This window comes from Streptomyces sp. NPDC047072, from assembly GCF_040643855.1.
Taxonomy (GTDB): Bacteria; Actinomycetota; Actinomycetes; order Streptomycetales; family Streptomycetaceae; genus Streptomyces.
Map to the genome: position 1 here is coordinate 38,681 of NZ_JBEYVC010000004.1, position 23,392 is coordinate 62,072.

Here is a 23,392-nt window from a genome sequence, read left to right on the forward strand (position 1 = left end):
TTTCCTGCTGGGCGTGAAGAGCCCCTCGAAGCGCTCGAAAACGCCGGCGTCCGCGCCGGCCGCGGCCGAGGACGCCGTGGGCCGGATGGCGACCCGCCCGGTGGGCAGGCTGCTGTGGGAGAACTGCGTACAGACCATCGCGTCCGTCGGCATGTTCGGCTTCTACGCCCTGACGAACGCCTGGTTCGTCAGCCACGGGGCCGGCGACCAGGCGATGGCCGCGGTCAACCTCGTGGCCCCGCTGCTGTTGTTGCTCGGGGCCGTGTCCACCACCGTGGGCGCCGGCGGCGCGACCCTGGTCTCCCGTGCGCTGGGCGCCGACGACGAGCATGCGGCCGCCCGCGCGGCGGGCAACGCCTTCACGCTGTTCTGGGTGACCGCCGCCGTCACCACGGTGGCCGGGCTGGTCTTCATGGACCCGCTCCTCGACGTGCTCGGCGCGACCGGCCCGCTGCGTGAGGACGCCCGGCAGTACGCGGTGATCCTGCTGTGCGGGTCGCTGTCGTACACCGGGTTCTCCAGTCTGGTGCGCGCCGAGGGCAGGGTCGGGTTCTCCACCCGGATGTGGATCGGCGCCATCGTGGTGCAGATCGTCCTCGACCCCCTGCTGATCTTCGGCTTCGACCTCGGGGTGCGCGGTGCCGCCCTGGGCACGGTCGGCGGGCAGACCGTGTCCGCCGTGATGAGCTGGTGGTTCTTCTTCGGGCGGCGCGAACGGCCGTACCGCGTCCGTCTCTTCGATCTGCGCCCGCACGCCGGGACCCTGCGCACCCTGGTGGGCATCGGGCTGCCCTCGTTCCTGGCCAACATCGGCCTCACCGTGCTCGCCGTGCTGGTCAACGCCACCCTCGCGGTGGCGGGCGGAGCGGTGGCGCTGACCGCGTACGTCGTCTGCTCCCGCCTGCAGACCTTCGCCGTGATGCCGCACACCGGTATGAGCCAGGGGTTGCAGCCCATCGTCAGCTACAACGCGGGGCGCGGCCTGGACGCCCGGGTGGCGCGGACGCGGATGCTCGCGCTGCGCGCCTCGCTCGTCTACGGCATGGCGACCGCGGTCCTGCTGACCCTGCTCGCGGAACCTCTCGTCGGCCTCTTCGTCAGCGGCGGGGCGGCCGCCGAGGAGGCCAGGTTCGCGCTCTGCGTCATCGCCGTCGGCGGGATCGTCATCGGTGTCGCCCCGCTGGTCGCGGGCTATTTCCAGGCCCTGGGGCGCCCGCTGCCCGCCTACGTCCTGACCATCGGGTCCCTGGTCCTGCTGAAGGCGCCCCTCGTGGTGGTCTGCGGCCTGGTCTGGGGCACGCGCGGCGTCTGGTTCGGCCTCGCCGCCGGGGAGTTCGCCACCGCGGCGAGCGCGCTGCTGCTGTTGCACCGCGTCGACCGGCGCACGCCGCGTGGGGTCCCGGAGCCCTCGCCCGCGACTTGAGACGTCCGCCGGCGCGGCGGGCGAAGGGGTTGCGGACGGGCGTCGCGGTGGCGAAAGGGGTGCGGACGGGCGTCGCGGTGGCGAAAGGGGTGCGGACGGGCGTCGCGGCGGCGAAAGGGTTGCGGACGGGCGTCGCGGCGGCGCAAGGGTTCCTGGCGGGCATCTCGGCGGCGAAGGAGGACTCCGGGCGGGCAGCACGCCCCGGCGCGGCCGGCTCGGTTCAGCCCAGGCCGTCGGCCGGACCGGGCTCCGGGCCTTCGAGGCGCTGCGCGAGCTGCCCCCAGGCCTGCGCGCACTCCCGTGCCAGCAACGCGACGTTCTGCGAGCAGTGACTCGGCACCGACGGGGCGATCTGCGCGACGGAGGAGTGCGCCCGGAGCAGGCGCAGCAGTTCGCGGCCGTGACTGGTGTACCGCAGCGAGGGGTCGCGGGTGAGCTGCCGCCAGGAGGCCGTCAGGTCGACCCTCGCGGCGGAGGCGCTCGCTCCGGGCGGGTCCGCCGCGGCCGCGGGTCCCGACTGGCCGGACGGGACCGGGGAGTCGCCGCGCAGCACGCGGCGTCGTACGTCGGCGACGGTGCCGAGCGAGAGTCCGGTCTCCTTGGCGAGCTCGCGCAGGGTGGCCCCGGGCCGTGCCGCCATCAGTTCCGCTGCCTTCAGGCGTCCGTCCACGGTGCTGACGGGCCGCACCCGGCCGTCCCTGCCCACGCGGCCGTTCAACTGCGCAGTCTGTCCAGTCGAACAGCGCACGGCGGCGACGGTGCGCGCGGAGACGCCCACGATCGCGGCGATCGCACGGTCCGAGGAGTCCGGGCGCAGCGCGAGCAGCCGGCCGGCCGCCGCGCGTCTGTCCGCGGCGGTCAGCGGCAGGCCGTGCGCGTTGTTGGCCGTCACCGAGAGGATGAACGCCGCTTCCGGGGTGCCGTCGAACCACGTGACCCGAATGCTGTCCTCCCCTCGGAGGATCGCCGCTCTCAGCCGGTGCATACCGTCGATCACGCGCATCGTGGCCTTGTGCACGACGATGGGGGGCATGCACAGTTCGGAATCGGCGATGAGAGCCACGTGCTCCTCGCTGATGCCGTCGAGCCGGATCAGGTCGGAGGGAAGAAGCCGACCGATTTCCACCGTCGCGACCTGACCGGTGAAGTCGTCCCCTAAGACCCGGCCGCTCTCGTGGGATACGGAAAGCACTGACACCATCGCACCTCTCGACTCCGTGATCAGCAGCTCAATAGCGGCGCGTCTGAAATTTCGAACGTTAGCGGTGTTGTCAACGCAAATTAGTATGCGCTTTCTCTCGCTGAGATCAACGGCCGGTTTGACCGATACACATGCCTTGCGCCAACGTTCGACCCCGCGGTTGACATGCGCCCAGGCTCCGGGGCGGTTGCCCGATCGACCCGGAGGCTCCGATTCCACCCGTGCTGATCTGCTGTTTTGCTTCCAACGCCCACAGGTTCGCCGCTTGGCCGATTCTGGTCACCCCGCGGCGACGGTGCGTGATCGGGGTGTTGACGATGGCAACAGAAAGCGCATACTGTGCGCGGCCTCAGAAGGATCTCCATCCACCGTCTGCGGGAGTCAGTGAATGGACCGGCGCACCTTTGAATTCTCTGGAGATCGCTCGGCCACCGGACCCCTGACATGGGGGCAGTGCGAACAATGGATGACCATTCGGAGAATCGCTCCCGAAGACGCGAGGTTCAATCTCCCGTTCGCCTGGAGGGTCGCGGACGGATTCTCCCTGTCGGACGTGGTGGAGAGTTTGGGAAGGCTCGTCGAACGGCACGAGGCGCTGCGTACCTCCCTCGCCTCCGAGACCGAGGAGAGGCCGTCGCAGATCGTGCACAGGACGGGTGAGGCGACCGTCTCCCTGTGTGAGGCGGGCGATGACGACGAACCGGTCTCGCCAGCCTCGCACCGCGTGCAGGAACTGGCCGCCAGGAGGTTCGAACTCTCCCGTGAGTGGCCGGTCCGTTTCCGGATCCTGCTGGGGCGCGACGACCGGCCGCTGTGGGTGTGCGGCGCCGTTTCCCACATCGCGGCGGACGCCACCGCGCTGACGATCATGGAGCGCGACTGGAACGTACTCCTGGGGGCCGACAAGGAGACCGCCCTGACACCGCGTCCGCTCCAGCCGTTGGACCGGGCGGCCTACGAGAACTCCCCGGCCGGCCAGGACGCGCTGGACGGGGCGGTGGGCCACTGGCAGGAGACCCTGCACGGTGTGCCACGTCTGCGGTTCGCCGAACGGCGCCCTCCCGAGGGCGACATCAGGTTTCCGAGGATGACCCTGCACTCGAAGTCGCTCGGCGAGATCGCTCGCCGGGTCGCCGCCGACCTGGGCGTCTGGGAGTCGGCCGTCCTCATGTCGAGCGCCGCCCACGCCTTCCTGGAGATGACCGGAGCGAAGGCGTTCCCGATGGTCGTGACGTGCTCGAACAGACTGGGGAGGACGGCTCGCGAATACGTCGGGACCATCGCCCAGCAGGGCGTCGTACCGATGACCGGTGACGTCGAATTCCCGCGCACGGTCAGGAAACTCTGGGCTGCCCTGGTCAGGATGCCCCGGCACAGCATGTACGACCCGGCCCCCGTCGGGGAGACGGTCGAGAAGTCCAGTGGCGGGGAGTTCTTCTGGCTCGATCACTTCGTCAATCATGTCGGTCATCCCCTCACGGAGGACGCGGCGAAGGTGTCCCGGGGGATCGAGGGAGTCCGCGGTTTCCTGGCCGAGGGAAAGGTGGAGTCCAGTTTTCTGCGCTTCGGCCTCATGCTCCGCACCTATGGACCGGACGCGCAGTTCAGGCTCTTCGCCGACAACCGCTGTATAGGCCGGGAATCGATGCGGGCCGCGCTCGTACGGATGGACGAGCTGATCCGGGAGCAGGGGGCTCGGAGCTGAGGCTCCGCACGACCGTCGGGCTCTGTAGGACCGTCGGCGCTGAGGCTCCGTATCACCGTCGTCCGCGCCGGTTCCGCGACGATCACCGGTGTTGAACACACCGGCCGCTTCGTACGCTTCCGACGGCGCTCTGCCGCCGCCGCAGCACCGCGGAGGAAGGACCGGACGCACCATGCCACCGATGCTGAGCATCGTCGTGCCCGTATTCGATGTCGAGCTGTACCTCTCCACCTGCCTGGAGTCGTTGGCCGGCCAGCACCCGGCCGACACGGAGATCATCGTCGTCGACGACGGCTCGGTGGACGGCAGTCGCCCGATCGCCGACGCGTGGGCGCGCGAGGACCCCCGGATCCGGATCCTCGCGCAGCCCAACTCCGGCTTGAGCGCCGCCCGCAACACCGGTATACGGGCGGCGCGCGGGACGTACCTCGCCTTCTGCGACGGCGACGACATCGTGCCGCCCGGCGCCTACGCCGCCCACATCGCCTCGCTCGAAGACTCCGGATCCGACTTCTCGACCGGCGACGTGCGGCGGATCGACAGCACCGGGGTCCGTCCCCACCCCGGATACCAGGACGTGTTCGCGCGGCACCGGCGCCGTACCCACATCCGTCGCCACCCCGCGCTGGTACGCGACCGCATGGTGTGGAACAAGGTGTTCCGCCGCTCGTTCTGGACCTCGCGCCACCTGGCCTTCGCGCTGCCGGCGTACGAGGACGCGCCGGTCATGTTGCGCGCGCACATCGAGGCCGCGGCGGTCGACGTCCTGCCGGAGGTCGTCTACCACTGGCGGATCCGCGAGGCCGGCGCGCCCTCGATCACCCAGCGGCGCCACGAGCCCGCGAACCTCGCCGCCTGTATGCGGATGGTGGTCGACACCTTCGCCGTCATCACGGAGCTGGCCGAGGACCTGATTCCCGCGTACGCGGACGACATGTGCCGCGGCGACATCCGGGACGCGCTCGACGGCCTGAAGCTGCATGACGAGCACGTCCTGGACGAGGCGCTGTCGCTGGCGCGGTCGTTCGTCGTACAGGTGCCCGCCGACGTCGTCAGGGCCCTGCCCGCCACGGACAGACGGCTGCTGGACCTCCTGGTCCGCGGCGAGCGGGCCGAGATCCGCCGGCTCGTGAACCCCGTCAACGAGACACCCCAGCACATCGCCGCCGACGCGGAGGAACCAGCACGGTGAACGACCTCGACTGGTCCGAACTCGACGACAAGGCGATCGCGGTCAGCCGCGTCCTCGCCGCCGACGCCGTCCAGCGGGCGGGCGGCGGCCACTCCGGCGCGGCGATGGCCCTCGCCCCCGCGACGTACCTCCTCTTCCAGCACCTGATGCGGCACGACCCTCAGGACCCGGCGTGGCTCGGCCGCGACCGGTTCGTCCTCTCGTGCGGACACACCAGCCTGGCGCTCTACGTCCAACTGATCCTCTCGGGCTACGAGTTGTCCGTCGAGGATCTCGCGCGGCTGCGGCAGTGGGGGTCACCGACGCCCTCGCATCCGGAGTACGGCCGCACACCCGGCGTCGAGATGACGACCGGGCCCCTCGGACAGGGCCTCGCGACGGCGGTCGGCATGGCGATGGCGGCGCGCAGGCAGCGCGGCCTGTTCGATCCGCAGAGCCCGCCCGGCCGCTCCGTGTTCGACCACACCGTCTGGGTCGTCGCGTCGGACGGCGACCTCCAGGAGGGGGTGGCCGCCGAGGCGTCCTCCCTCGCCGGCCACCAACGGCTCGGCGACCTCGTCCTCCTCTACGACGACAACCACATCTCCACCGAGGGCGACACCGATCTGGCGTTCAGCGAGGACGTGCTCGCGCGCTACGACGCCTACGGCTGGCACACGCAGCGGGTCCGGGACATCAACGACCTCCCGGCGCTGCACGGCGCGCTGACCGCGGCGCGCGACGAGAGGGACCGCCCCTCGATCGTCGCGCTCGAATCCGTCATCGCCTGGCCGGCGCCGAACGCCCGGGGCACCGCGGCATCGCACGGCGGGCCGCTGGGCGCCGACGAGGTGGCGGCGACCAAACGCCTGCTGGGACTCCCCGACGACCGGACCCTCCACGTCCCCGACGACGTCCTCCGGCACACCCGGCAACGCACCGAGCGGCGCCGGGAGGCCCGCGCGGACTGGAACGTCCGGTTCGACAAGTGGCGGGCCGGCGACCCCCGGGCCGCGGACCTCCTCGACCGCATGACGAACCGGGGCCTGCCGGACGGATGGTGGGCCGATCTCCCGGCCTTCCCGGCCGGAACGCGCATGGCGACCCGCGCGGCCTCCGGCGCGGTGCTCAACGCGCTCGCCCCGACGCTGCCCGAGCTGTGGGGCGGCTCCGCCGACCTCGGCGGGAACAACTGCACCGTGATCCACGGCGCCGACAGCTTCCTGCCCGAGCCCAGGGGCGGCTCGCCCTACGGCCGCAACCTGCACTTCGGCGTCCGCGAGCACGCCATGGGCGCGATCCTCAACGGCCTCGCGCTCTACGGGTTCCGGCCCTACGGGGGTACGTTCCTCGTCTTCTCGGACTACATGCGCCCGGCGGTGCGACTCGCGGCCCTGATGGGACTGCCGGTGACCTACGTCTGGTCGCACGATTCGATCGGCCTCGGCGAGGACGGCCCCACGCACCAGCCCGTCGAACACCTGGCCGCGTTGCGCGCGATCCCCGGGCTCGACGTGGTGCGCCCGGCGGACGCGAACGAGACCGTGGCCGCGTGGCGCGCCATGCTCGGACACGACGACCGTCCCGCCGGCCTGCTCCTGTCGCGGCAGGACCTGCCGGTGCTCGACGGGACCGCCGACGCCCAGGTCGCCAGGGGCGGTTACGTGCTCGTGGAGTCCTCGGCGCCGACGCCCCGGGTCATCCTGATCGGCACCGGATCCGAGGTGCAGCTCGCGGTACGGGCGGCCGAGCGGCTCGAAGCGATGGCGATCGCGACCCGGGTGGTGTCGATGCCGTGTGTGGAGTGGTTCGCCGAGCAGGACCCCGCCTACCGCCGCGGCGTCCTGCCGCCCGACGTCCGCGCACGGGTCTCGGTGGAGGCCGGAATCGCCCTCGGCTGGCGTGACTTCGTCGGTGAGCACGGGGAGATCGTCGCGCTGTCGCACTACGGCGCCAGCGCACCCTACGACGTCCTCTACGAGAAGTTCGGCCTCACCGTGGACCGGGTCGTGGCCTGCGCCCGGATCAGCCTCGCGAGAGCGGAGGCGGACGCGGGTTCCTGATCAGTCCGGCCCGGTGCGGTTCACCGGATCACCGGCTCACCGCCCGGGACGCCTGCTGCTTCGACTTCAGCAGCGACATCGTCGCGTCGACGACGTTCGCCCGGCCCGGTATGCACAGTTCCGCTCCGCGCTCCAGCGCGTCCACCGCGACGGCCGCCACCTCGTCGGCGGACTTCCACATGATCGCCGGGACCGCCGCGACCTCCTCGTCGGTGAATCCCGCGCGCCGGTCGAAATCGGTGGGCACCGGGCCGGGGCACAGCGCGGTCACGGTCACCGCGGATTCCGCGAGTTCGAGCCCGAGCGTACGGGTGAAGGACAGCACGAACGCCTTCGATGCCGCGTAAGTGCCCTGTCCGCCCATGGGTTTGAACGCCGCCGTCGAGGCGATGTTGAGGATCGCGCCGGAATTCCGGGCGACCATTCCGTCGACGAATGTGCGGCACAGCTCCACGACGCTGACCACGTTCAGCTCCATGTGCGCGAGCTCCGCGTCGAGATCGCACTCCGCGATGCTGCCGCGGGTGGCCGCACCGGCGCCGTTGACCAGTATGTCGACGTCCAGCCCGGTCCGCCCGACGCGCGCCGCGAGCTCCGCCCGCTCCGCCCGGCTGGTGAGGTCGGCTTCGACGGTCTCGACCCGGACACCGTGCACTCTCAACTCCTCGGCGACGCGCCGCAATCTGTCGCCGTCGCGCGCCACCAAGGTGGTGCCATGCCCGCGCGACGCGAGCACGCGCGCCATGGCCGCGCCGATGCCCGACGACGCTCCGGTGATCAGCGCGGTCCCGCGCGGAGACGGTGGTGGAAGCGACATGACACCCAACCCATCGTGACGGCCCGACAAGCACTGCGAACGCGCGACACCATCGACGACTGATCGACGACCACTGGAACGGGAGAACAACGCCCAGCCGATACTGCCATCGAATCCCCGCACCGCATAGGGGACTTGGATCTCACGAAAGTGGACTAGTGAGACACCAGGCTGCTGCCGCCGCGCTCACGGGTCAGTGCTGGGTGTCCGCCGACCAGAGCGTGGTGTCCTGGTAGACCACGCTGACGTTTCCGTCGGTGCTGAAGTAGAGGTAGGCGCCGTCGTGGCCGGAGGTGACGGTGCTCCAGACGCCCCAGGTGTCCTTGTCGTAGACGACGAGGTTGCCGTCGGCCTGCATGATGGCGCGGTAGCCGGTGCCCGCGGTGCCCGAGGACCAGCGCCGGTGGTGGTCCTCGTCGTAGATGACGAGGTTGCCGTCGGTCTGCATCGTCATGGTGGTCCGGTTGGTCTGCCAGGACTCGCCCGGCATCAACTGCTGGTCACGTCGTACGGTCAACGTCGTCCATCGGGGCGAGGCCGATGCCGTCTCGCTCGGGTCCGGGGCCGCTGCCTTCCCCGTAGGGGCCGTCGTCTTCTTCGTCCCGGTGCCGAGTCCGGCCGTAGGGCTTGATGAAGGCGAGGCGGACGCCGCGCGTGGAGCCGACGAAGACGCTGCGGGGGGCTGTGATGCCGAGGCCGCGATGGTCGGGTACGGCTCGGTGATCGCTGTGCTGCCCGCCGCCGCGCGGGGCTCCGCGTCGGCGGCGGCGTCCGGTCCGAGGGCCGCGCGGGTGGCCAGCCCCGCGGTCACGAGGACGGCGGTCCCGGCGAGGACGGCTCCCGCTCTCCGCACGCCGGTGAACAGGCGGCTGCGGTGGGTCGTGGCGCCGGCGGCCGAGAGCGCGTCGGCGAACTCGGCGGCATCCGCCCAGCGCCGCTCCCGCTCGGGCTCCAGGGCGCGCCGCGTCACGCGCCGGACCGCCGACGGCACGCGGGGGCGCGGCGGCCCCGGCCAGTCGAGCGGTTCCGTCGAGTCCGGCAGGCCCCCGGTCAGCAGCTCGTAGGTGAGTACGCCCAGGCCGTAGACGTCGGCCCGCTCGTCGACGTCGACCAAGCGGTCCTCCGGGACCTGCTCCGGAGCCATGTAACCGGGCGATCCCACGCCCTGCGTCAGTCCCGAGGCGCGCGCCAGGCTCTTGGCCAGGCCGAGATCCGCCACCAGCAGCCGCTCGCCGCCGCCCGACACCGTCTGGAGCAGGATGTTGGACGGCTTGACGTCACGGTGGACGATGCCGGCCGCGTGCAGATCGGCCACGCCCCGTGCGGCCTGCACCGCGAACCGCACCGCCTGCTCGACGGTGAGCGGCCCCTGGGCCAGCCGCTCGGCCAGCGTGCCGCCGTCGGCGTAGGTCATGACGAAGTACGGTCGCCCGTCCGGCAGTTCACCGATGTCGTGCACCTGGACCACGCGGTCCGACGCGGCCTGGCGCAGCAGCCGGGCCTCGTCCAGGAAGCGCTCCCGCAGGTCCGGCCGGTGAACCCACTTCTCCGCCATGACCTTCACCGCGATCGGGGCTTCGAGCAGGTCGTCGTAGGCGAGCCAGACCATGCCGAAGCCTCCGCAGCCCAGGAGGCGCTGCAGGCGGTGACGTCCGACGGTGACGAGTGGTGACATGAGGGCGGAACTCCAGCGCAGTTGCCGTTCGACATTCGACCGGACCGGACCGGGAGGTGGCGGGCCCGGCGCCCGGCCGCCTCCGCCGTGTCAGTGTCGACGCCTCACATGGCCGGGCACAACGTGCACAGGACCAACACGATCACCGTTCTTTGGGCACCGGCACAACGGCCCCGCCGACCCCGCTGCCCAGCGTCAGTCCGGGCCCGGGCCGAGCATGCGGCGCGAGAGCTCGGCGAACTGGAGCAGTTCGGGCATGGTGCGGTGCTTGGAGTAGGCGAGGGCGACCATGCGCGGAGCGACGCCCTCCAGCGTCAGGTAGACCACGTCGTCACGGTGGTAGAAGCCGGCCATGCCGGCCGGCATGACATAGCACCCGGACCCGAGGGCGACGGCCTGCAGGCACTCCTCGATCGTCGCCGGGAACCGTCCGGTCTCCCCGGCCGACGGCACGGGATCACGCGGGACCCGCCCCCGCCATTCGGGCACGTCTCGTACGTCCTGCAGCAGGGTCATGTCGTGCAGGTCCTCGACGTGCACCGCCTTGCGGTCCGCGAACGGATGCTCGCCGGCCAGCGCCACCACACGGGGCTCGGGGAAGAGGGGGACCACCTCGAACATGCCCTCGGGCAGCGGCAGTCGGACGTAGCAGACGTCGACGCGCCCGTCGAGCAGGTAGTCGACCTGGTCGGTGATCGAGGTGTGGACGACATCGATGTCGAGTTGCGGTGCCATCCGGGCGAACTCCCGCACGATGGGGGTGACGATGACGCCCGGCATGAAGCCGATGGTGAACTGGTTCACCTCCCGGCCCGCCGTCCGCACCCGCTGCTGCACCGCCTGCGCCATCGCCAGCAGCGGGCGGGCGTCCTCCAGCAACTGGTGTCCCGCCCGCGTCAGCGCGGTGCCGTGCCGGTCGCGGTGGAAGAGGACCACGTCCAGGTCCTCCTCCAGTGCCCGGATCTGACGGCTGAGCGCCGGCTGGGTCATGTAGAGCCGGCTCGCCGCCCGCACGAAGCTGCACTCCTCCGCCACGGCCACGAAGTAGCGAACCCTGCGTAATTCGAGGTCCATGAGGGGCATCGTAGCCACACCCATCACGGCATATGCCGGAACGGCCTCGGAATCGAACAGATAGGCATTGGCGCGGTCCCCCGCGGCCGGTCCACCATGGCCGGACCGAGGGGAGACGCCGTAACGCCCGTCGATGTCACAGCAGTTGCGCGGGACGCGAAAGGAATCACGACCATGGCAGCGCCCCGACGCCCACGTCTCTCCCCGGTCCGCGCCCTTCCGTCATGACCGGCAGATCCGAGCGCGCCGCCGCGGCGGCACTGCGCGCTGTCCTCGAACGTACCGACGTCGACGCCGTGGCCCGGCGCATGGAACGCCTGCTCCGCCACTCGCCCGAATGCGTGCGCTGGGCGCGCGACTGCGGGACCTCCGCTCTGCGTCGGCACGCCGGTCTGCTCCTGCACTGGATGGCGAGGGGCACGCCGCCGGACTCGTACGCCCTGTCCGAGCTGTACGAACGGGCGCGGGAGTGCGCCGCCGCCGGACAGCCGCTGGACGGCGGCCTCCTCTTCCACCGGCGGGCCGCGCGCGTCTTCTGGGACGCCGTGCTCGGCCTGGCCACTGAGGAGGAACGCGTACACCTGGACGGCTGGAACGGCCAGGGGCAGCGGCACCTCGACAGCTACCTCGACATGGTCGTCCGGATGTTCACGCGGGCCTACGCCGACCACGCCGACCTGCCGTCCGCACAGGGCGACCGCCGGGCGTCCACCCTCTTCGACCGTCTCTGCGCCCAGCTGCCCCTCACGGTGGAGGACCAGGAGCGGGCCGCCCGGCTCGGCTTCGATCCGGCGGTTCCGTACGTGCCGTTCGTCGTGCTCCTCGACACGTCCGCCCCTGCCGAGCGCGCCGGCCTGGCGGCCCGCCTGCGCTCCGCCGGAGCCCTGGCCTTCGTCGAGGACGTCCGCGTCACCGGACTCACCGGCCCCGCGTTCGACTGGTCCGCGTTCCTGGCCGACCGGCGCCTGACCCTGGCAGAGGGCCTGCCGACCGGGCGGACCGGCCTTCAGGCCGCCGTGGACAATCTGCGTCTGCTGGTCGCCGTCGCCTCGCGGTCCCCTCGGCGTGGACGGGTCCGGGTCGAGGATTTCCTGCCCCAGCTGCTCCTGGCGCGCTCTCCCGAACTGGCCGACGCGGTGGCCGACCGGGTCTTCGGTCCGCTGACCGGCGGGGACCGCGGGGAACTGACGGCCACTCTCGTCTGTCTGGCCGAGAACGAGTTCGACAGCGCTTCCACCACGGCCGCGCTGCATCTGCACCGCAACACCCTGCTGTACCGGATCAGACAGATCGAGAAGCTCACGGGTCTCGACCTGCGACGGCACGGCGATCGCACGCTGGTGTGGCTCGCGGCCGGCTGGGCGCGGGTCTCCTCGGCGACGGGCACGTTCCGCATGCCGACGTGACCGGACGGTTCCCCACGGCCCCTCATCGCGGGACTGCGGTTGCGCTTTCCGGCTGCTCGGCAAGAAGCCAGAGGCAGGAGAGGGTTCCGCCGATCGCGCCGGCCCACAGCACCGCGGGGATTCCCGCCGTCGCCGCGATGAGGGCGCCGGCGACCGAGCCCAGCGGACGGAGGCCGAAACTCACGGTCTGGTACGCGCCCCGGGTCTGCGACCGCAGGTGCGCGGGCACCACCAGCGCGAACACCGAGCCGACCGAGATGTCCTGGACGGACTCACCGACGGCGGGGATCACGAGGAGCGGAGCGTGCGAGAGCACGCACCCGACCAGGAGCATCCGGCCCAGACCGATGCGGCGGGCGAGCCGGGATGCCAGGGCCGCACCGGCGAGTCCGCCGATGGCCTGCACGGTGAACACGAACCCGATGAAGTTGCCGGTGGCGGTGACCGCGAGGGCCGTCCTGATCAGAGGACTGCGCCGGATGAAGGCCGGCCCCGGCCGACGGTCGCGGCTCCCCGGGGAACAGGCCTGGTGGAGACGCTCGACCGGGCGGAGCCGCAGGAGGAACCGGGCGGCCGTCACGGCGGTGGCCGCGTCCACCCCGACCGCCGCCGGTACACCGGCGAGTTGGACCAGAAGTCCACCGATGGCGGGTCCGGCCAGGATCGCGACGGTCTGGCCCGGGTAGGAGGCCGCCTGTCCGGCCACGTAGAGCTCGGACGGCAGGGTGGTGGCGAACAGGCCGCTCTCGCTGACGTTCGACAGCACCGAGCACAGGCCGATGACGGCCAGGAACAGGCTCGGGAGCCAGATCACGGCGGACAGGACGGCACTCTGGACGGCGTCGGCGCCCAGGACCTGGATCGCGGCCGGCGGCAGGGCCACCGAGCGCAGCGGCGCCGGCACCGAAGGACGTGTGGCCCGCACGATGATGGGTCCTGTTTCTCGCGATGACGGACAGGGCGTGGAATGTGGAGGATGGGCATCGGCTTTTCAGAGGACCAGGTAGAGAATGAGCAGCGTGGCGCCCGTGGCCACGACGTAGACCTCGAAAGCGCCGCGGAGGGCTGCCGGGGCGTCGCGCAACTCCATGAAGTGCAGGCCGACCAGGCGTACCTTGATCAGCGCGATCGCCACGACCGCGCAGCCGACCAGAGTCGACGTGCTGTCCTCTATGCCCAGCAGCCAACTCGACAGCGTGGCCAGGACGAGTACCGGAAAGACCCACATGTCTCACGCCACCAGGTAGAAGAGCGGGAAGAGGAGGAGCCAGAGCAGGTCCACCATGTGCCAGTACGCGGCCGCCCCCTCGGCGACCAGCAGGCGGCCCCGGCTCGGAGCCGGCCGACGGGACAGGACGATGAGGACCGTCAACGCGCCGATGCCGATCGCGAGATGGGCCAGGTGGATGCCGGTGAACACGAAGTAGTACATGAAGAATTCGTTGCTGCCCGGTGTGTGTCCGTCCCGTATCACGAGCGCGTATTCGCAGCCCTTGACGACGGCGAACCCGAGCGCACACAGCAGCGCCCACGGCAGTGTCCGTGCCGGCCCGCCGCCTCGCAGCTGCCGCAGCCCGCGGGCCACCAGCGCGGACGCGGTCAGCAGGAGCAGGGTGTTCAGGAGTCCGAGGTCCGGATGGAGGGCCTGCTGAGAGGCCCGGAACATCCTCGGGTGCCGGCCGTGCAGGACCGCGACGAACCCGAAGAACACCGAGAACATGATCATGTCGCCGAGGAGGAAGACCCAGAGACCGGGCTCGCCGGGGATGTGGCGCTGGCGCTCGGGTGCCGGGTGCTCGGCCGCGGTGACGGTCATACGGCGGGCTCGAGGACGGCAGGGGCACGGTCGTCGTCCATCCGGGCCGCGGCCCGCACCAACAGGTACGTCATGACGAGGAACCAGGCGCCGAAGGCGCCGGCCGCGACCCAGAACGAGAGGACGCCGTTCCAGGCGAAGGGGCCGGTCTTGAAGAAGGTCAGCAGGATGCTGGGCAGGAAGAGGAAGGCCATCCAGAAGTTCAGGTACGCCGACCAGCGGGGCAGCAGCGGTGTGGAGCGCTTGTCGGCCAGGATCGCCACTCCGACGACGACGGCCTGCCCGATCGCCGGAAAGGCGTTCATGACCAGAGTGATCCAGCCCAGGTCGTTGAGCGCCATCGTGATGTCGGGCGAGCGGTCCGGCCGGTAGGCCGTCGCGGTGAAGATCAGGACCGGTACGAAGATCGCGGCCACGTTCGCGGCGCCGCAGACGAGTTGTACGGCGGCCAGCGGCGCGAGCCGTGCGTCGATACGCCGGATCAGGCTCGCCAGCGCCGCGACGAAGGGCGCGGTCACCACCGCGCCGACGAGCATGATCACGAGTCCGGCGCGGATCGAGTTGGCGTGGTCCGTATAGAAAGCCGCCACCCGCTCCGCCGACCAGCTCGGTGCCATCGGCGGTATCCAGTGGGCGGTCAACAGGGCGGCGAAGAACAGCGCGATGAAAAGGTAACCGAAGCTCGCGCAGACGATCTGGATTCGGCGGGACATTGAGGGACCTTCTGTGAGAGATGAGAGCAGGGCAGAGCGATGGAAAGGTTCGTTTCTACGAATCAGGTGGGCCGCTGCGGTATCAGCGCACTTTGCGTGCGCGTGACGGGGCCGACGAGGGGCGTGCATTACCGGGCAAGCCGCGGGGCAGCTTGCAGGTGAGTGCGTGGATCAGCGCGCCGACGAGCGTTTCGTCGACCATGCGCCACAAGAACTTCACTGTCACCGTTCCTTCGTGTTCGGGGGCCGCTGTGCTCAGGGCCGTCGCGCATCGCGTCGGACGGCTTCGGCAGCCCGTTCGGCGACGGCCAGGACCGTCGCGTTGACCCCGGTGTTGGGGATGGAGGGCATGACCGACGCGTCCGCGACACGCAGACCGTCGACGCCGTGCACGCGCAGCTCCGGGTCGACGACGGCGAGGTCGTCCATCCCGATCCGGCACGTGCCGACGGGGTTGTGGAAGGTCGCCGCGTTCCTGCGGACGTAGGTGACGAGGTCGTACGACTGTCCCGGCGCGGTCTCCCGGGCACCCCACTGGCGCCAGGCGGGCATACGGCCGACCTCGCGCGCGATGCCGAGGGCCGCGAGCATGGCGGACACGTCGCCGCTGTCGGCGAGGTAGTTCGGGTCGACCAACGGCAGCCGGCCCGGGTTCGGGCTCCTGAGCCGCACGGTTCCCCGGCTCGCGGGCGCCGTGTGGGCGAAGGCGACCGTGTGGCCGTACTCGGGCGTCCCGACGTCCGTGATGTCCGCCGGAGCGTCGAGCAGCATCAGCTGTACGTCCGGAACGGCCGACGCGCCACTGTGCACCAGGGCGCCGACCGTGCTGAAGCCATGGCTGGTGGTCAGTTGCCGCTCCGCCTCGTAGACCACGGCGCACTGCAGGTGGTCGTGGAGATTGGCGCCGACGCCGGGGAGGTCGGCCAGCACCGGGACGCCGACGTCACGCAGGTGGGCCGCGGGGCCGATACCGGAGAGCAGCAGCAGGTGCGCGGAGCCCACCGTCCCGGCCGTCACGATCACCTCGTGACGCGCCGTGGCACGTTCCACCGTGCCGAAGGACGTGTACTCCACGCCGGTGCAGCGTCCGCGCTCGATCAGCAGGCGGCTCGCGCCCGCCTCCGTGGCCAGGTGCAGGTTGGGCCGGTCGAGCACCGGGAGGAGATAGGCGTCCGCGGCGCTCTGCCTGCGGCCGCCCGCCCCCGCCAGGTCGCACCAGAAGGCGCCGTGCCGGCGCTGACCGTTGATGTCGTCGGTGAGCTCGTGACCGGCCTCGGTGAGTGCGTCGAGGAAGGTGAACGACCCGGCGTCGAGCCGCGTCGTCGGCGCCGCCCATACCGGCCCGACGACTCCGCGCAGGGCGGGGTCGCGGCCCATCGCCGTCTCCGTCCGGCGAAAGTACGGCAGCAGTTCGGCGTGACTCCAGCCCTTCGCGCCGCCGTCCGCCCACCCGTCGTAGACGGCGGGATGTCCGCGCACGTGCATCATCGCGTTGATCGCGCTCGATCCTCCGAGGACCCGTCCGCTGGGCCAGTGGTGGCTGCGTGACAGCGTGCCGGGCTGCGGCGCCGTCCACCGTGACCAGAGGATCTCCTTGGCCGCGATGAGCGGGAACCCGACCGGACGGTGCATGGCCGGCGGACCGATCGCCGCGCCCGCCTCCACGAGGAGCACCTCCGCCGCCGCGTCCTCGGACAGCCGCGCGGCGAGGACACAGCCCGCTGTCCCGCCACCGACGACCACATAGTCGTAGACGGTCATCTCTTCCCGTCTTCCGCCCGGTGGGCGGGCAAGCCGAGGGAGCCGTTGTGACACATCGTCAAAACCTTTTCTGCCAGGTCGATTTCGTTCTGGCACTGAGCTTCGCGGGCCACGGCTCGGCACGCCAATGCCGATTTCCCGGAGGGCCATGCCGGTCGGACATGACGCCAGGACGGCGCGGTTCTGCCGTCCGCTTCTAGGCCGAACCGAGCGCCGCGATCACGATCCTGGCGAACTGGTCGATGGACGGCATCTTCCGGTTCCTGGCGTAGGCCAGCGCCACCATGCGCGGGGCTACCCCCGTGAGCTGGACGTAGCGGATGTCGGGACGACGGTAGAAATCGGCGAGGCCCGCCGGGACGACGATGAACCCGGTGCCGGACGCGACGGCCTCCAGGCTCTCCTCGATCGAGGTGGGCCGGTCGTCCTCCGGACGGTTGCGCGACGCCGCGGCGTCGAAGCCGGTGCCACGCCACTCCGGTACGTCAGCGGGGTCCTGCAGCAGGCGGTACGGCGTCAGCTCCGTGATGTGGACGGTCTGCGCCCGCGCCAGCGGATGTTCGTCGGAGAGCGCCGCGACGCGCGGTTCGGGGAAGAGGGGAACGATCTCGAAGGTGTCGACCGGCAGCGGCAGCCGGACGAAGCAGACGTCGACGCGACCGTCGAGCAGGTACTCGACCTGGTCGGTGGGTGCCGTGTGCAGCACCTGCACAGTGACCTCGGGGGCCAGCGCCCGGAACCGTCTGACGATCGGGGTGACTATGACTCCCGGCATGAAGCCGATGGTGAAGTGGTGCCCCTCGCGGCCCGCGAGACGGACTCGCCGCTGCAGGGCCAGCGACGCGGCGAGCAGCGGCCGTGCGTCCTCCAACAGCTGACCGCCGGCCGGTGTGAGCGCCGTACCCAGAGGGCCACGCTGGAGCAACGACGCTCCAAGATCGTCCTCAAGGGCACGGATCTGTCGGCTCAGCGCGGGCTGCGTCATCTTCAGCCGCTCGGCACCCCGCACAAAACTGAGCTCTTCGGCAACCGTCACGAAATAGCGGAGACGTCGGAGGTCGATATCCATGGCGCCATGTTAGCCACGGAATTTTTCCTGTCGAACGGCGATCCGGGAAATCACCCCGGGCTTTGGTGATGCCCAATCGGCATGGCTTCTGCGCGAATCGGCATTGGCGTCGTCGGGCGTCCGTGACCATGATTGAGCCCGCCCGGATATGTTCTGCTCACGGCCGATGAATTCAGCACTCGGCGGACTCCCGAGGCTCATGCCGGGTCGACATGGAAAGAGGCGGGATTGGCATTAGCCTTCCGCCGGAGCGGCCGCCATAGTCGATTCTGCGAAGCGCCGCGGGCCGCAACAAATACGGTTTCCGTATCCGCGCGGTCCACGCCGCTTCCCTGCCGATTCGGATCGAAAACCCGAGAGGAACAACACCCCATGAATTCCACCGCTCGAATCAAGACGCTGGCGGCTGCCGGACTGGTGAGCGGCGCGGTCGTGGCCTCGCTGGCCGTGACGACCGCGAGCGCCGTCACGGACACGGCGAACGACCACGCGGCCACCTCGCAGCCGGCGCACCGCGCGAAGCCGACCGTGGTCCTGGTCCACGGCGCGTTCGCCGACTCCTCCAGCTGGAGCAGCGAGATCGGATACCTGCGGCGCCACGGCTACCCGGTCCTCGCGATCGACACCCCGCTGCGCGGCCTCGCCTTCGACAGCGCCTACGTCGAGGCACAGGTCAAGGCCGTCGAGGGTCCCGTCGTACTGGTCGGCCACTCCTACGCGGGCGAGGTCGTCAGCCAGGTCGCCGCGAAGACGTCGAAGGTCAGGGCCCTCGTGTACGTGGCGGCTCTCATCCCGAAGGCGGGAGAAACCGCCGGCTCCCTGATCGGACAGTTCCCGGGGTCGCAGCTCGTCGCGCAGAACTTCCGAACCGTTCCGCTGCCCGACGGTGACACCGACGTGTACCTGAAGGCCGACAAGTTCGGGACCGTGTACGGCAACGGGCTGTCGAAGTCGGCCCTCTCCGCCGCCTCGGTGACGCAGGAGCCGGTCGCCCTGTCGGCGTTCACCGACAAGGCCACGGTGAATCCGCCGGCGAAGACGCCGAAGTGGGCGGTCATATCGACCGAGGACCACGCCGTCCCGACGGCCGCCCAGAAGTTCGGGGCCGAGCGAGTGGGCGCCCACATCACCTACACCCGCTCGGGCCATGACGTTCCGGCGATCAGCCCGGAAGCGGTCAACCGTGCCATCGTCGCGGCGGCGAACTCGGCGCACTGACCGATCCCGGTGGGGCTACGGCCGGAGCCGGGGAGCGGAGCCCCTCCAGGAGGCGACCAGGAGGCGCCGCCCGGTACAGGCAGCTGATGCGTCCCGCGCGCTGGCCCCGAGGACCGTGTGGAACAGGCGCATGCACCGCATGTCACGGTGACCGAAGCAGACAGCCGGCGGCCACGGGCACGGCCCAGCAGCCTCGGCAGTGACCGGTCGACGACGTCCGGATCGCGCAGGGGGGCACGTCCGGCCGGGGTGCCCCCGTAGACGGCGAGACCCGCCAACTCCCGGACCACGCGCTGCCGGTCCGTCTCCCCGTAGGTCGCCGAGGAGTTCGAGCACCGCCCCGCCCGCCGAAGGGGAAGGGCGTGTGGTCGCGGTGGGTCACCGTGTCGACGACCGCGCTGAGCGCACCGATGACCTCGGTGACCACGGCCGCGGTCGGGAACCGCGCGCTGCCCGCGAAGAAGGCATGCTCGGTGAAGTGCGCGCACTCGGGTTGCCCCGGCGGTTCGTCGCGGATCCCGCCGTGCGGACCTGTCCGGACGGAGCACGCTCGGTGGCCCTGCACCGTCCGGGCAGCGGGCTGGATGCGATCACCCGCTGGGCTCTTTCGGTCAGCGGGAGTCGTTGTCGCGGCGCAGTGTTCGGGCGCACCAGCCGATGAAGGTCGCGTTGGTCAGGGCGCCGAGGGCGAGGGCGAGGATCAGCATGGGGGTGCCGTCGGGGAGGGCCAGGAAGACGAGGCTGAGCGGGGCCGTGGCGAGGAGGGGGATGACGCCCGCCATGGACTCGTCCGTGGTGTCGGTGGCGGTCACGACCACCGCCCAGATCGTGAGGGCGGCGCAGAGGGCCAGGTAGACGAGGGCGGCGGGGGTGGTGAGCGCCTTGCGCAGAGCTGTCACGGGTGAGGTCCTTGGGTGGGGGACAGAGGTCGTCAGAGGTGCAGGCCCGGCGGGTGGGGGTGGGCCAGGCCGAGGTCGTAGGCGAGGATCGTCGCCTGGACACGGTCGCGCAGGCCGAGTTTGCGGAGGATGGCGTTCACGTGGGATTTCACCGTGCCCACGGTGATGCCGAGTTCCGCGGCGATCTCCGTGTTGTTGAGGCCGGCCGCGACCAGGGCGAGGACGCCGCGTTGGCTCGCGGTCAGGGTGTCCAGTTCGCGCGGGGGCCTGCCCGGAGCGGAAACCGGCGCCCGTGCCGGAGGCGTAGTGGCCGATGAGGCGGCGGGTCGCGGACGGGGCGAGCACGCTCTCACCGGTGGCCACCACCCGGATGCCCTGCAGCAGTTCGGACGGCTGTACGTCCTTGAGGAGGAAACCGGAGGCGCCGGCGCGCAGCGCGTCGAAGACGTACGCGTCGAGGTCGAAGGTGGTCAGGACGAGGACCCGCGGCGCGTTCTCGCGGCCGGTGATGATCCGGGTCGCGGCGATGCCGTCCAGTTCGGGCATGCGTACGTCCATCACGACCACGTCGGGGGCCAGTTCCTCGGCGAGACGTACCGCGGCGGCCCCGTCGGCCGCCTCACCGACGACCGTCATGTCCTCCTCGGCGTCGATCACGGCGGCGAAACCCGCCCGTACGACGCCCTGGTCGTCGACGACCAGCACCTTGAGGCTCATAGCTCTTCCTCCGCAGGCTTCGCGAGCGGCAGCCGGAGCCGGACCTCGTCGGGCGCGCTCGTGGTGGACACGGTGCCGCCGAGCGGTGCGACCCGTGCGGTCAGCCGGTCCCGTACGGCGGTCCCCCGCACCCCGGTGGCGGTGATCGTCAACGTACCGCCCTCCGCGTCGAGTCGGAGCAGCGCCGGGTCCTCGCCGCCGGTCGTGAGCAGGGTCTCGGCGGCGTGGTAGGCGGCCAGGTCCACGGCGATGGGGAGCCGTTCCGGGACGCGGTCGGTCAGCCGTATCTCCACCTCGCGGCCCGTCGCCCGGCACTGGTGGGCGAGCAGGTCGAGGGCCTGGAGGGTGGGCTGCGGGCGCAGTTCGGGATCGGCGTCGGCCTCCCGGACCGTGTCCAGCAGGGCCCGCATCGCCGCCAGCGCCTCGCGGGCGCGGTCCGCCGTCACCTCAAGGCGGCCCGCCTCCGCCACCGCGACCATGTCGGCGGTCCGCGACAACACGGTGGTCTCCAGGCCGGTGGCGATACGGCGACGCTCGGCCCACGCCTCCCGCACGGCCTCCTCGGTCCAGGCGGCGAGCCGCGCGTCGCGGACGCCGTGCGCAGCCCGGTCACGCCGCCCCCGCAGGGCCCCGGCCCAGTGCGCGGCGGCGATCACGAGGGCCGCGCCGGCGGTCGCCGCCACAACTACCGCCCAGACAGGGGTGGTTGTACCGCGGTGCAGTACGGCGACGGTGAGGGCGGTCGCGTGGACGGCCGCGGCGGCGAGGGGGAGGGTGGGGAGACGGCGGGGCGTCCCGTGCGGGAGGGCGGGGAGACGGCGGCGCGTGCCGTGGTCCCCGTGCGGGAGGACTTCGGGCGGGGACGAGGCGGCGGAACTGCCGGCCGTATCCACCCGGTTGGCCTCCGCACCGTCCCGCCCCGCGGCCCCGGCCGCCCCCACGGCCACCGCAACCCCCGTCCCGAACAGGCTCAGCGCGGGTGGGAGCGCCGCGGGCCCGCCGTAGTCGCCCACCGCCATCGCCACCGGCCACAGCAGCGCCGACCCGAGCAGCACGCCGTACGACATGCGCGGTGCTCGGCGTAGCCACAGCAGCGCCACCGCCTGGGCCGCCGCGAGCAGCGCGAAGAGGACCCCGGCCGACACCTGCGGTCCGGCGGACATGTCGTCCGTGCGGATCACCAGGGCCGGGAGGAGGGGTTGCGTGATCAGGCCCACCGCTGCCGCGACTTGCGCCAGCCGGTAGCCGCGGGGGAGTGACGCGTCCACCGAGGCGGTGGTACGGCCGGGGAGGGCCGCCCGTACTTCCCAACCGCCGTCCGCCGTAGGGCCGGTGGCCAGGGTGCCCCCCAACTCGCGGGCCCGGGACCGCAGGAAGCCCTGGCCGCGGCCGCCGCCGAGGTCCGCGCCGTGGGCCACCGTGCCCGCCGGCGGCGGCCCGCTGGTGATCACGACGTCCGTGCGGGTGTCGCCGTAGCGGCACAGCACCGTCGTGGGCGCCCCGGGCGCGTACCGGGCCACGTTGGTCAGCGCCTCGCGCACGATGCCGTACGCCGCGTCCGCGAGCGCGCCCTCGGGCAGCGGGTCGATCTCGCAGCCGATCCTCTGGTCCAGCCGCCGGAAACCGGCGACCAGGGACAGCAACCGCTCCTCGGGGGACGGGAGTTCCTCCCGCGACGGGGCCGGTGCGCGTACGGCGCTCAGCGCGCGGGTGACCTCGCGGCCGGTGTCGGCGGCGAACTCCAGTGCCTCGGCGGCGAGTTCGGGGCGCCGCTCGCGCAGGCCGAGGGCGGCACCGGCGGTGACCACCACGGCCGTCAGATGGTGGGCGCTGACGTCGTGCAACTCCCTTTCCATACGGCGCCGTTCGACCGCCGGGAGCCGGTGGCGCTCGGCCTCGGCCCGTTTCAGGCGGGCCTCGGCGGCCTGTCGGGCGCGACGCCGACGCCGTACCACCGCACCGGCGCCGCACGCGGTGGCGTACAACAGGGCCGTCAGGACGAGGTCGAGACCGTCGCGGTCGCTGAGGCCGTGCAGGGTGACGCCCTGGAGCAGCTGCCAGAGGGCGAGGGCCACCGTGCTCAACACGGCGGTGAACGCGTCCCGTTCGGTCGCCACGGTGAAGAGCGCGAGCGCGACGCCCACCGTGCCGAGCACCGCCGTCGCGCCGGCGGGCAGCGGTCCGGCGCCCAGCGCGCAGGCGACGGCGACCACGACCAGGGCGGTCACCGGGCGGGTCCGGCGCAGGGCGAGCGCGGCCGCGACCAGGCCGGCGACCAGGGCCGCCACGAGCAGGGCGGAGGCGCGCGGGACGGAACCGCGGACCAGGTCCGCGCCGGGCCACAGCATCGCCTGGGCGCAGATCAGCAGGGCCGGGAGCAGCCGGTCGTCCTGGGTTCGGTTCGTGAAGGTCATAGCAGGTCAAGGCTAGGGCGGGGGAGGGGCGCACCGACTCCCGCCGGAGTCGGATTCCGGTCTCTAACCGGGGTTGCAGACGGGCGGAGAACGGACCGGGGGCGGACCGAGGGCGGACTGAGGGCGGACGCCCGGCGGGTGCTCTCTATCCCTGGTTCGACGCGGCAATCGTTCTGCGGCCCGAGGACTCGGCGAGGGGGCCCGCCATAGGCTCGATCACATCGAGAGGGCGGGGCAACACCGCCTCTCG

The 23,392-nt window shown here is 71.5% G+C and carries 19 protein-coding genes and 1 pseudogene; 6 read left to right on the forward strand and 14 right to left on the reverse strand.

The window, feature by feature from the left end:
• Nucleotides 1-13: 13 nt before the first annotated feature.
• Nucleotides 14-1,423: an MATE family efflux transporter gene (locus tag ABZ896_RS02790; RefSeq protein ID WP_360920807.1), complete on the forward strand. Its 1,410-nt coding sequence runs from the start codon at nt 14-16 to the stop codon at nt 1,421-1,423.
• 220 nt (nt 1,424-1,643) lie between these two features.
• Here the strand turns inward: ABZ896_RS02790 and ABZ896_RS02795 are convergent, their stop codons facing one another.
• The gene (locus ABZ896_RS02795) at nt 1,644-2,615 is read right to left on the reverse strand and encodes a ParB/RepB/Spo0J family partition protein (RefSeq protein ID WP_360920809.1); all 972 of its coding nucleotides are present in this window, start codon (nt 2,613-2,615) and stop codon (nt 1,644-1,646) included.
• 397 nt (nt 2,616-3,012) lie between these two features.
• Here ABZ896_RS02795 and ABZ896_RS02800 point away from each other — a divergent pair, with 397 nt between their 5' ends.
• The 3 genes from ABZ896_RS02800 to tkt all read left to right on the forward strand — a co-directional run bounded on the left by ABZ896_RS02800 (nt 3,013) and on the right by tkt (nt 7,563).
• Entirely contained in the window at nt 3,013-4,329 is a 1,317-nt protein-coding gene (locus ABZ896_RS02800) for a condensation domain-containing protein (RefSeq protein ID WP_360920812.1), read from the forward strand.
• Between the two features lie 181 nt (nt 4,330-4,510).
• On the forward strand, nt 4,511-5,521 hold the full coding sequence (locus ABZ896_RS02805) for a glycosyltransferase family 2 protein (protein WP_360920815.1): 1,011 nt from the start codon (nt 4,511-4,513) through the stop codon (nt 5,519-5,521).
• A complete protein-coding gene (gene tkt / locus ABZ896_RS02810; protein WP_360920818.1) occupies nt 5,518-7,563 on the forward strand; it encodes a transketolase in 2,046 nt (681 codons plus the stop codon). The genes ABZ896_RS02805 and tkt overlap by 4 nt, the downstream gene beginning before the upstream one ends.
• 28 nt (nt 7,564-7,591) lie before the next feature.
• Here the strand turns inward: tkt and ABZ896_RS02815 are convergent, their stop codons facing one another.
• The 3 genes from ABZ896_RS02815 to ABZ896_RS02825 all read right to left on the reverse strand — a co-directional run bounded on the left by ABZ896_RS02815 (nt 7,592) and on the right by ABZ896_RS02825 (nt 11,129).
• Nucleotides 7,592-8,380, reverse strand: coding sequence for an SDR family oxidoreductase (locus ABZ896_RS02815; RefSeq protein WP_360920821.1), 789 nt, complete (start codon nt 8,378-8,380; stop codon nt 7,592-7,594).
• Between the two features lie 193 nt (nt 8,381-8,573).
• Complete coding sequence (locus ABZ896_RS02820; protein ID WP_360920824.1) at nt 8,574-10,055, reverse strand: protein kinase; 1,482 nt, start codon at nt 10,053-10,055, stop codon at nt 8,574-8,576.
• A 195-nt stretch (nt 10,056-10,250) separates the two neighbouring features.
• Nucleotides 10,251-11,129: a LysR substrate-binding domain-containing protein gene (locus ABZ896_RS02825; RefSeq protein ID WP_360920827.1), complete on the reverse strand. Its 879-nt coding sequence runs from the start codon at nt 11,127-11,129 to the stop codon at nt 10,251-10,253.
• Between the two features lie 224 nt (nt 11,130-11,353).
• On the opposite strand from ABZ896_RS02825, the gene ABZ896_RS02830 reads away from it, so the two are divergent.
• The gene (locus tag ABZ896_RS02830; RefSeq protein ID WP_360920830.1) at nt 11,354-12,535 is read left to right on the forward strand and encodes a helix-turn-helix domain-containing protein; all 1,182 of its coding nucleotides are present in this window, start codon (nt 11,354-11,356) and stop codon (nt 12,533-12,535) included.
• 22 nt (nt 12,536-12,557) lie between these two features.
• Here the strand turns inward: ABZ896_RS02830 and ABZ896_RS02835 are convergent, their stop codons facing one another.
• The 6 genes from ABZ896_RS02835 to ABZ896_RS02860 all read right to left on the reverse strand — a co-directional run bounded on the left by ABZ896_RS02835 (nt 12,558) and on the right by ABZ896_RS02860 (nt 17,894).
• Entirely contained in the window at nt 12,558-13,460 is a 903-nt protein-coding gene (locus tag ABZ896_RS02835; RefSeq protein WP_360920833.1) for a hypothetical protein, read from the reverse strand.
• A gap of 66 nt (nt 13,461-13,526) precedes the next feature.
• Entirely contained in the window at nt 13,527-13,763 is a 237-nt protein-coding gene (locus tag ABZ896_RS02840; protein WP_360920836.1) for a cytochrome C oxidase subunit IV family protein, read from the reverse strand.
• A 3-nt stretch (nt 13,764-13,766) separates the two neighbouring features.
• Nucleotides 13,767-14,351 (reverse strand): cytochrome c oxidase subunit 3, encoded by a 585-nt coding sequence (locus tag ABZ896_RS02845; protein WP_360920838.1) that lies wholly within the window; start codon nt 14,349-14,351, stop codon nt 13,767-13,769.
• Complete coding sequence (locus ABZ896_RS02850; protein WP_360920841.1) at nt 14,348-15,064, reverse strand: hypothetical protein; 717 nt, start codon at nt 15,062-15,064, stop codon at nt 14,348-14,350. The genes ABZ896_RS02845 and ABZ896_RS02850 overlap by 4 nt, the downstream gene beginning before the upstream one ends.
• A 255-nt stretch (nt 15,065-15,319) precedes the next feature.
• Nucleotides 15,320-16,825: a GMC family oxidoreductase N-terminal domain-containing protein gene (locus ABZ896_RS02855; RefSeq protein ID WP_360920844.1), complete on the reverse strand. Its 1,506-nt coding sequence runs from the start codon at nt 16,823-16,825 to the stop codon at nt 15,320-15,322.
• Between the two features lie 196 nt (nt 16,826-17,021).
• Nucleotides 17,022-17,894: a LysR substrate-binding domain-containing protein gene (locus ABZ896_RS02860; RefSeq protein WP_360920847.1), complete on the reverse strand. Its 873-nt coding sequence runs from the start codon at nt 17,892-17,894 to the stop codon at nt 17,022-17,024.
• A 372-nt stretch (nt 17,895-18,266) separates the two neighbouring features.
• Here ABZ896_RS02860 and ABZ896_RS02865 point away from each other — a divergent pair, with 372 nt between their 5' ends.
• Nucleotides 18,267-19,112, forward strand: coding sequence for an alpha/beta hydrolase (locus ABZ896_RS02865; RefSeq protein WP_360920849.1), 846 nt, complete (start codon nt 18,267-18,269; stop codon nt 19,110-19,112).
• 142 nt (nt 19,113-19,254) lie between these two features.
• Here ABZ896_RS02865 and ABZ896_RS02870 read toward each other — a convergent pair whose 3' ends face one another.
• The 4 genes and pseudogenes from ABZ896_RS02870 to ABZ896_RS02885 form a co-directional block, all read right to left on the reverse strand.
• Entirely contained in the window at nt 19,255-19,677 is a 423-nt protein-coding gene (locus ABZ896_RS02870; protein ID WP_360920852.1) for an insulinase family protein, read from the reverse strand.
• 46 nt (nt 19,678-19,723) lie between these two features.
• Nucleotides 19,724-20,011: a hypothetical protein gene (locus ABZ896_RS02875; protein WP_360920855.1), complete on the reverse strand. Its 288-nt coding sequence runs from the start codon at nt 20,009-20,011 to the stop codon at nt 19,724-19,726.
• Between the two features lie 32 nt (nt 20,012-20,043).
• Nucleotides 20,044-20,728: pseudogene (locus ABZ896_RS02880) on the reverse strand (response regulator transcription factor).
• Complete coding sequence (locus ABZ896_RS02885; RefSeq protein ID WP_360920858.1) at nt 20,725-23,142, reverse strand: histidine kinase; 2,418 nt, start codon at nt 23,140-23,142, stop codon at nt 20,725-20,727. The pseudogene ABZ896_RS02880 and the gene ABZ896_RS02885 overlap by 4 nt, the downstream one beginning before the upstream one ends.
• Nucleotides 23,143-23,392 lie beyond the last annotated feature (250 nt).

Excerpts from the sequence above, each read along its gene's own strand:
- ABZ896_RS02850 (WP_360920841.1), bottom strand. The coding sequence starts at position 15,064 with ATGTCCCGCCGAATCCAGATCGTCTGCGCGAGCTTCGGTTACCTTTTC.
- ABZ896_RS02845 (WP_360920838.1), bottom strand. The coding sequence starts at position 14,351 with ATGACCGTCACCGCGGCCGAGCACCCGGCACCCGAGCGCCAGCGCCAC.
- ABZ896_RS02855 (WP_360920844.1), bottom strand. The coding sequence starts at position 16,825 with ATGACCGTCTACGACTATGTGGTCGTCGGTGGCGGGACAGCGGGCTGT.
- ABZ896_RS02820 (WP_360920824.1), bottom strand. The coding sequence starts at position 10,055 with ATGTCACCACTCGTCACCGTCGGACGTCACCGCCTGCAGCGCCTCCTG.
- ABZ896_RS02800 (WP_360920812.1), top strand. The coding sequence starts at position 3,013 with ATGGACCGGCGCACCTTTGAATTCTCTGGAGATCGCTCGGCCACCGGA.
- ABZ896_RS02825 (WP_360920827.1), bottom strand. The coding sequence starts at position 11,129 with ATGGACCTCGAATTACGCAGGGTTCGCTACTTCGTGGCCGTGGCGGAG.
- ABZ896_RS02805 (WP_360920815.1), top strand. The coding sequence starts at position 4,511 with ATGCTGAGCATCGTCGTGCCCGTATTCGATGTCGAGCTGTACCTCTCC.
- ABZ896_RS02815 (WP_360920821.1), bottom strand. The coding sequence starts at position 8,380 with ATGTCGCTTCCACCACCGTCTCCGCGCGGGACCGCGCTGATCACCGGA.
- ABZ896_RS02830 (WP_360920830.1), top strand. The coding sequence starts at position 11,354 with ATGACCGGCAGATCCGAGCGCGCCGCCGCGGCGGCACTGCGCGCTGTC.
- ABZ896_RS02865 (WP_360920849.1), top strand. The coding sequence starts at position 18,267 with ATGAATTCCACCGCTCGAATCAAGACGCTGGCGGCTGCCGGACTGGTG.
- ABZ896_RS02840 (WP_360920836.1), bottom strand. The coding sequence starts at position 13,763 with ATGTGGGTCTTTCCGGTACTCGTCCTGGCCACGCTGTCGAGTTGGCTG.
- ABZ896_RS02860 (WP_360920847.1), bottom strand. The coding sequence starts at position 17,894 with ATGGATATCGACCTCCGACGTCTCCGCTATTTCGTGACGGTTGCCGAA.
- ABZ896_RS02885 (WP_360920858.1), bottom strand. The coding sequence starts at position 23,142 with ATGACCTTCACGAACCGAACCCAGGACGACCGGCTGCTCCCGGCCCTG.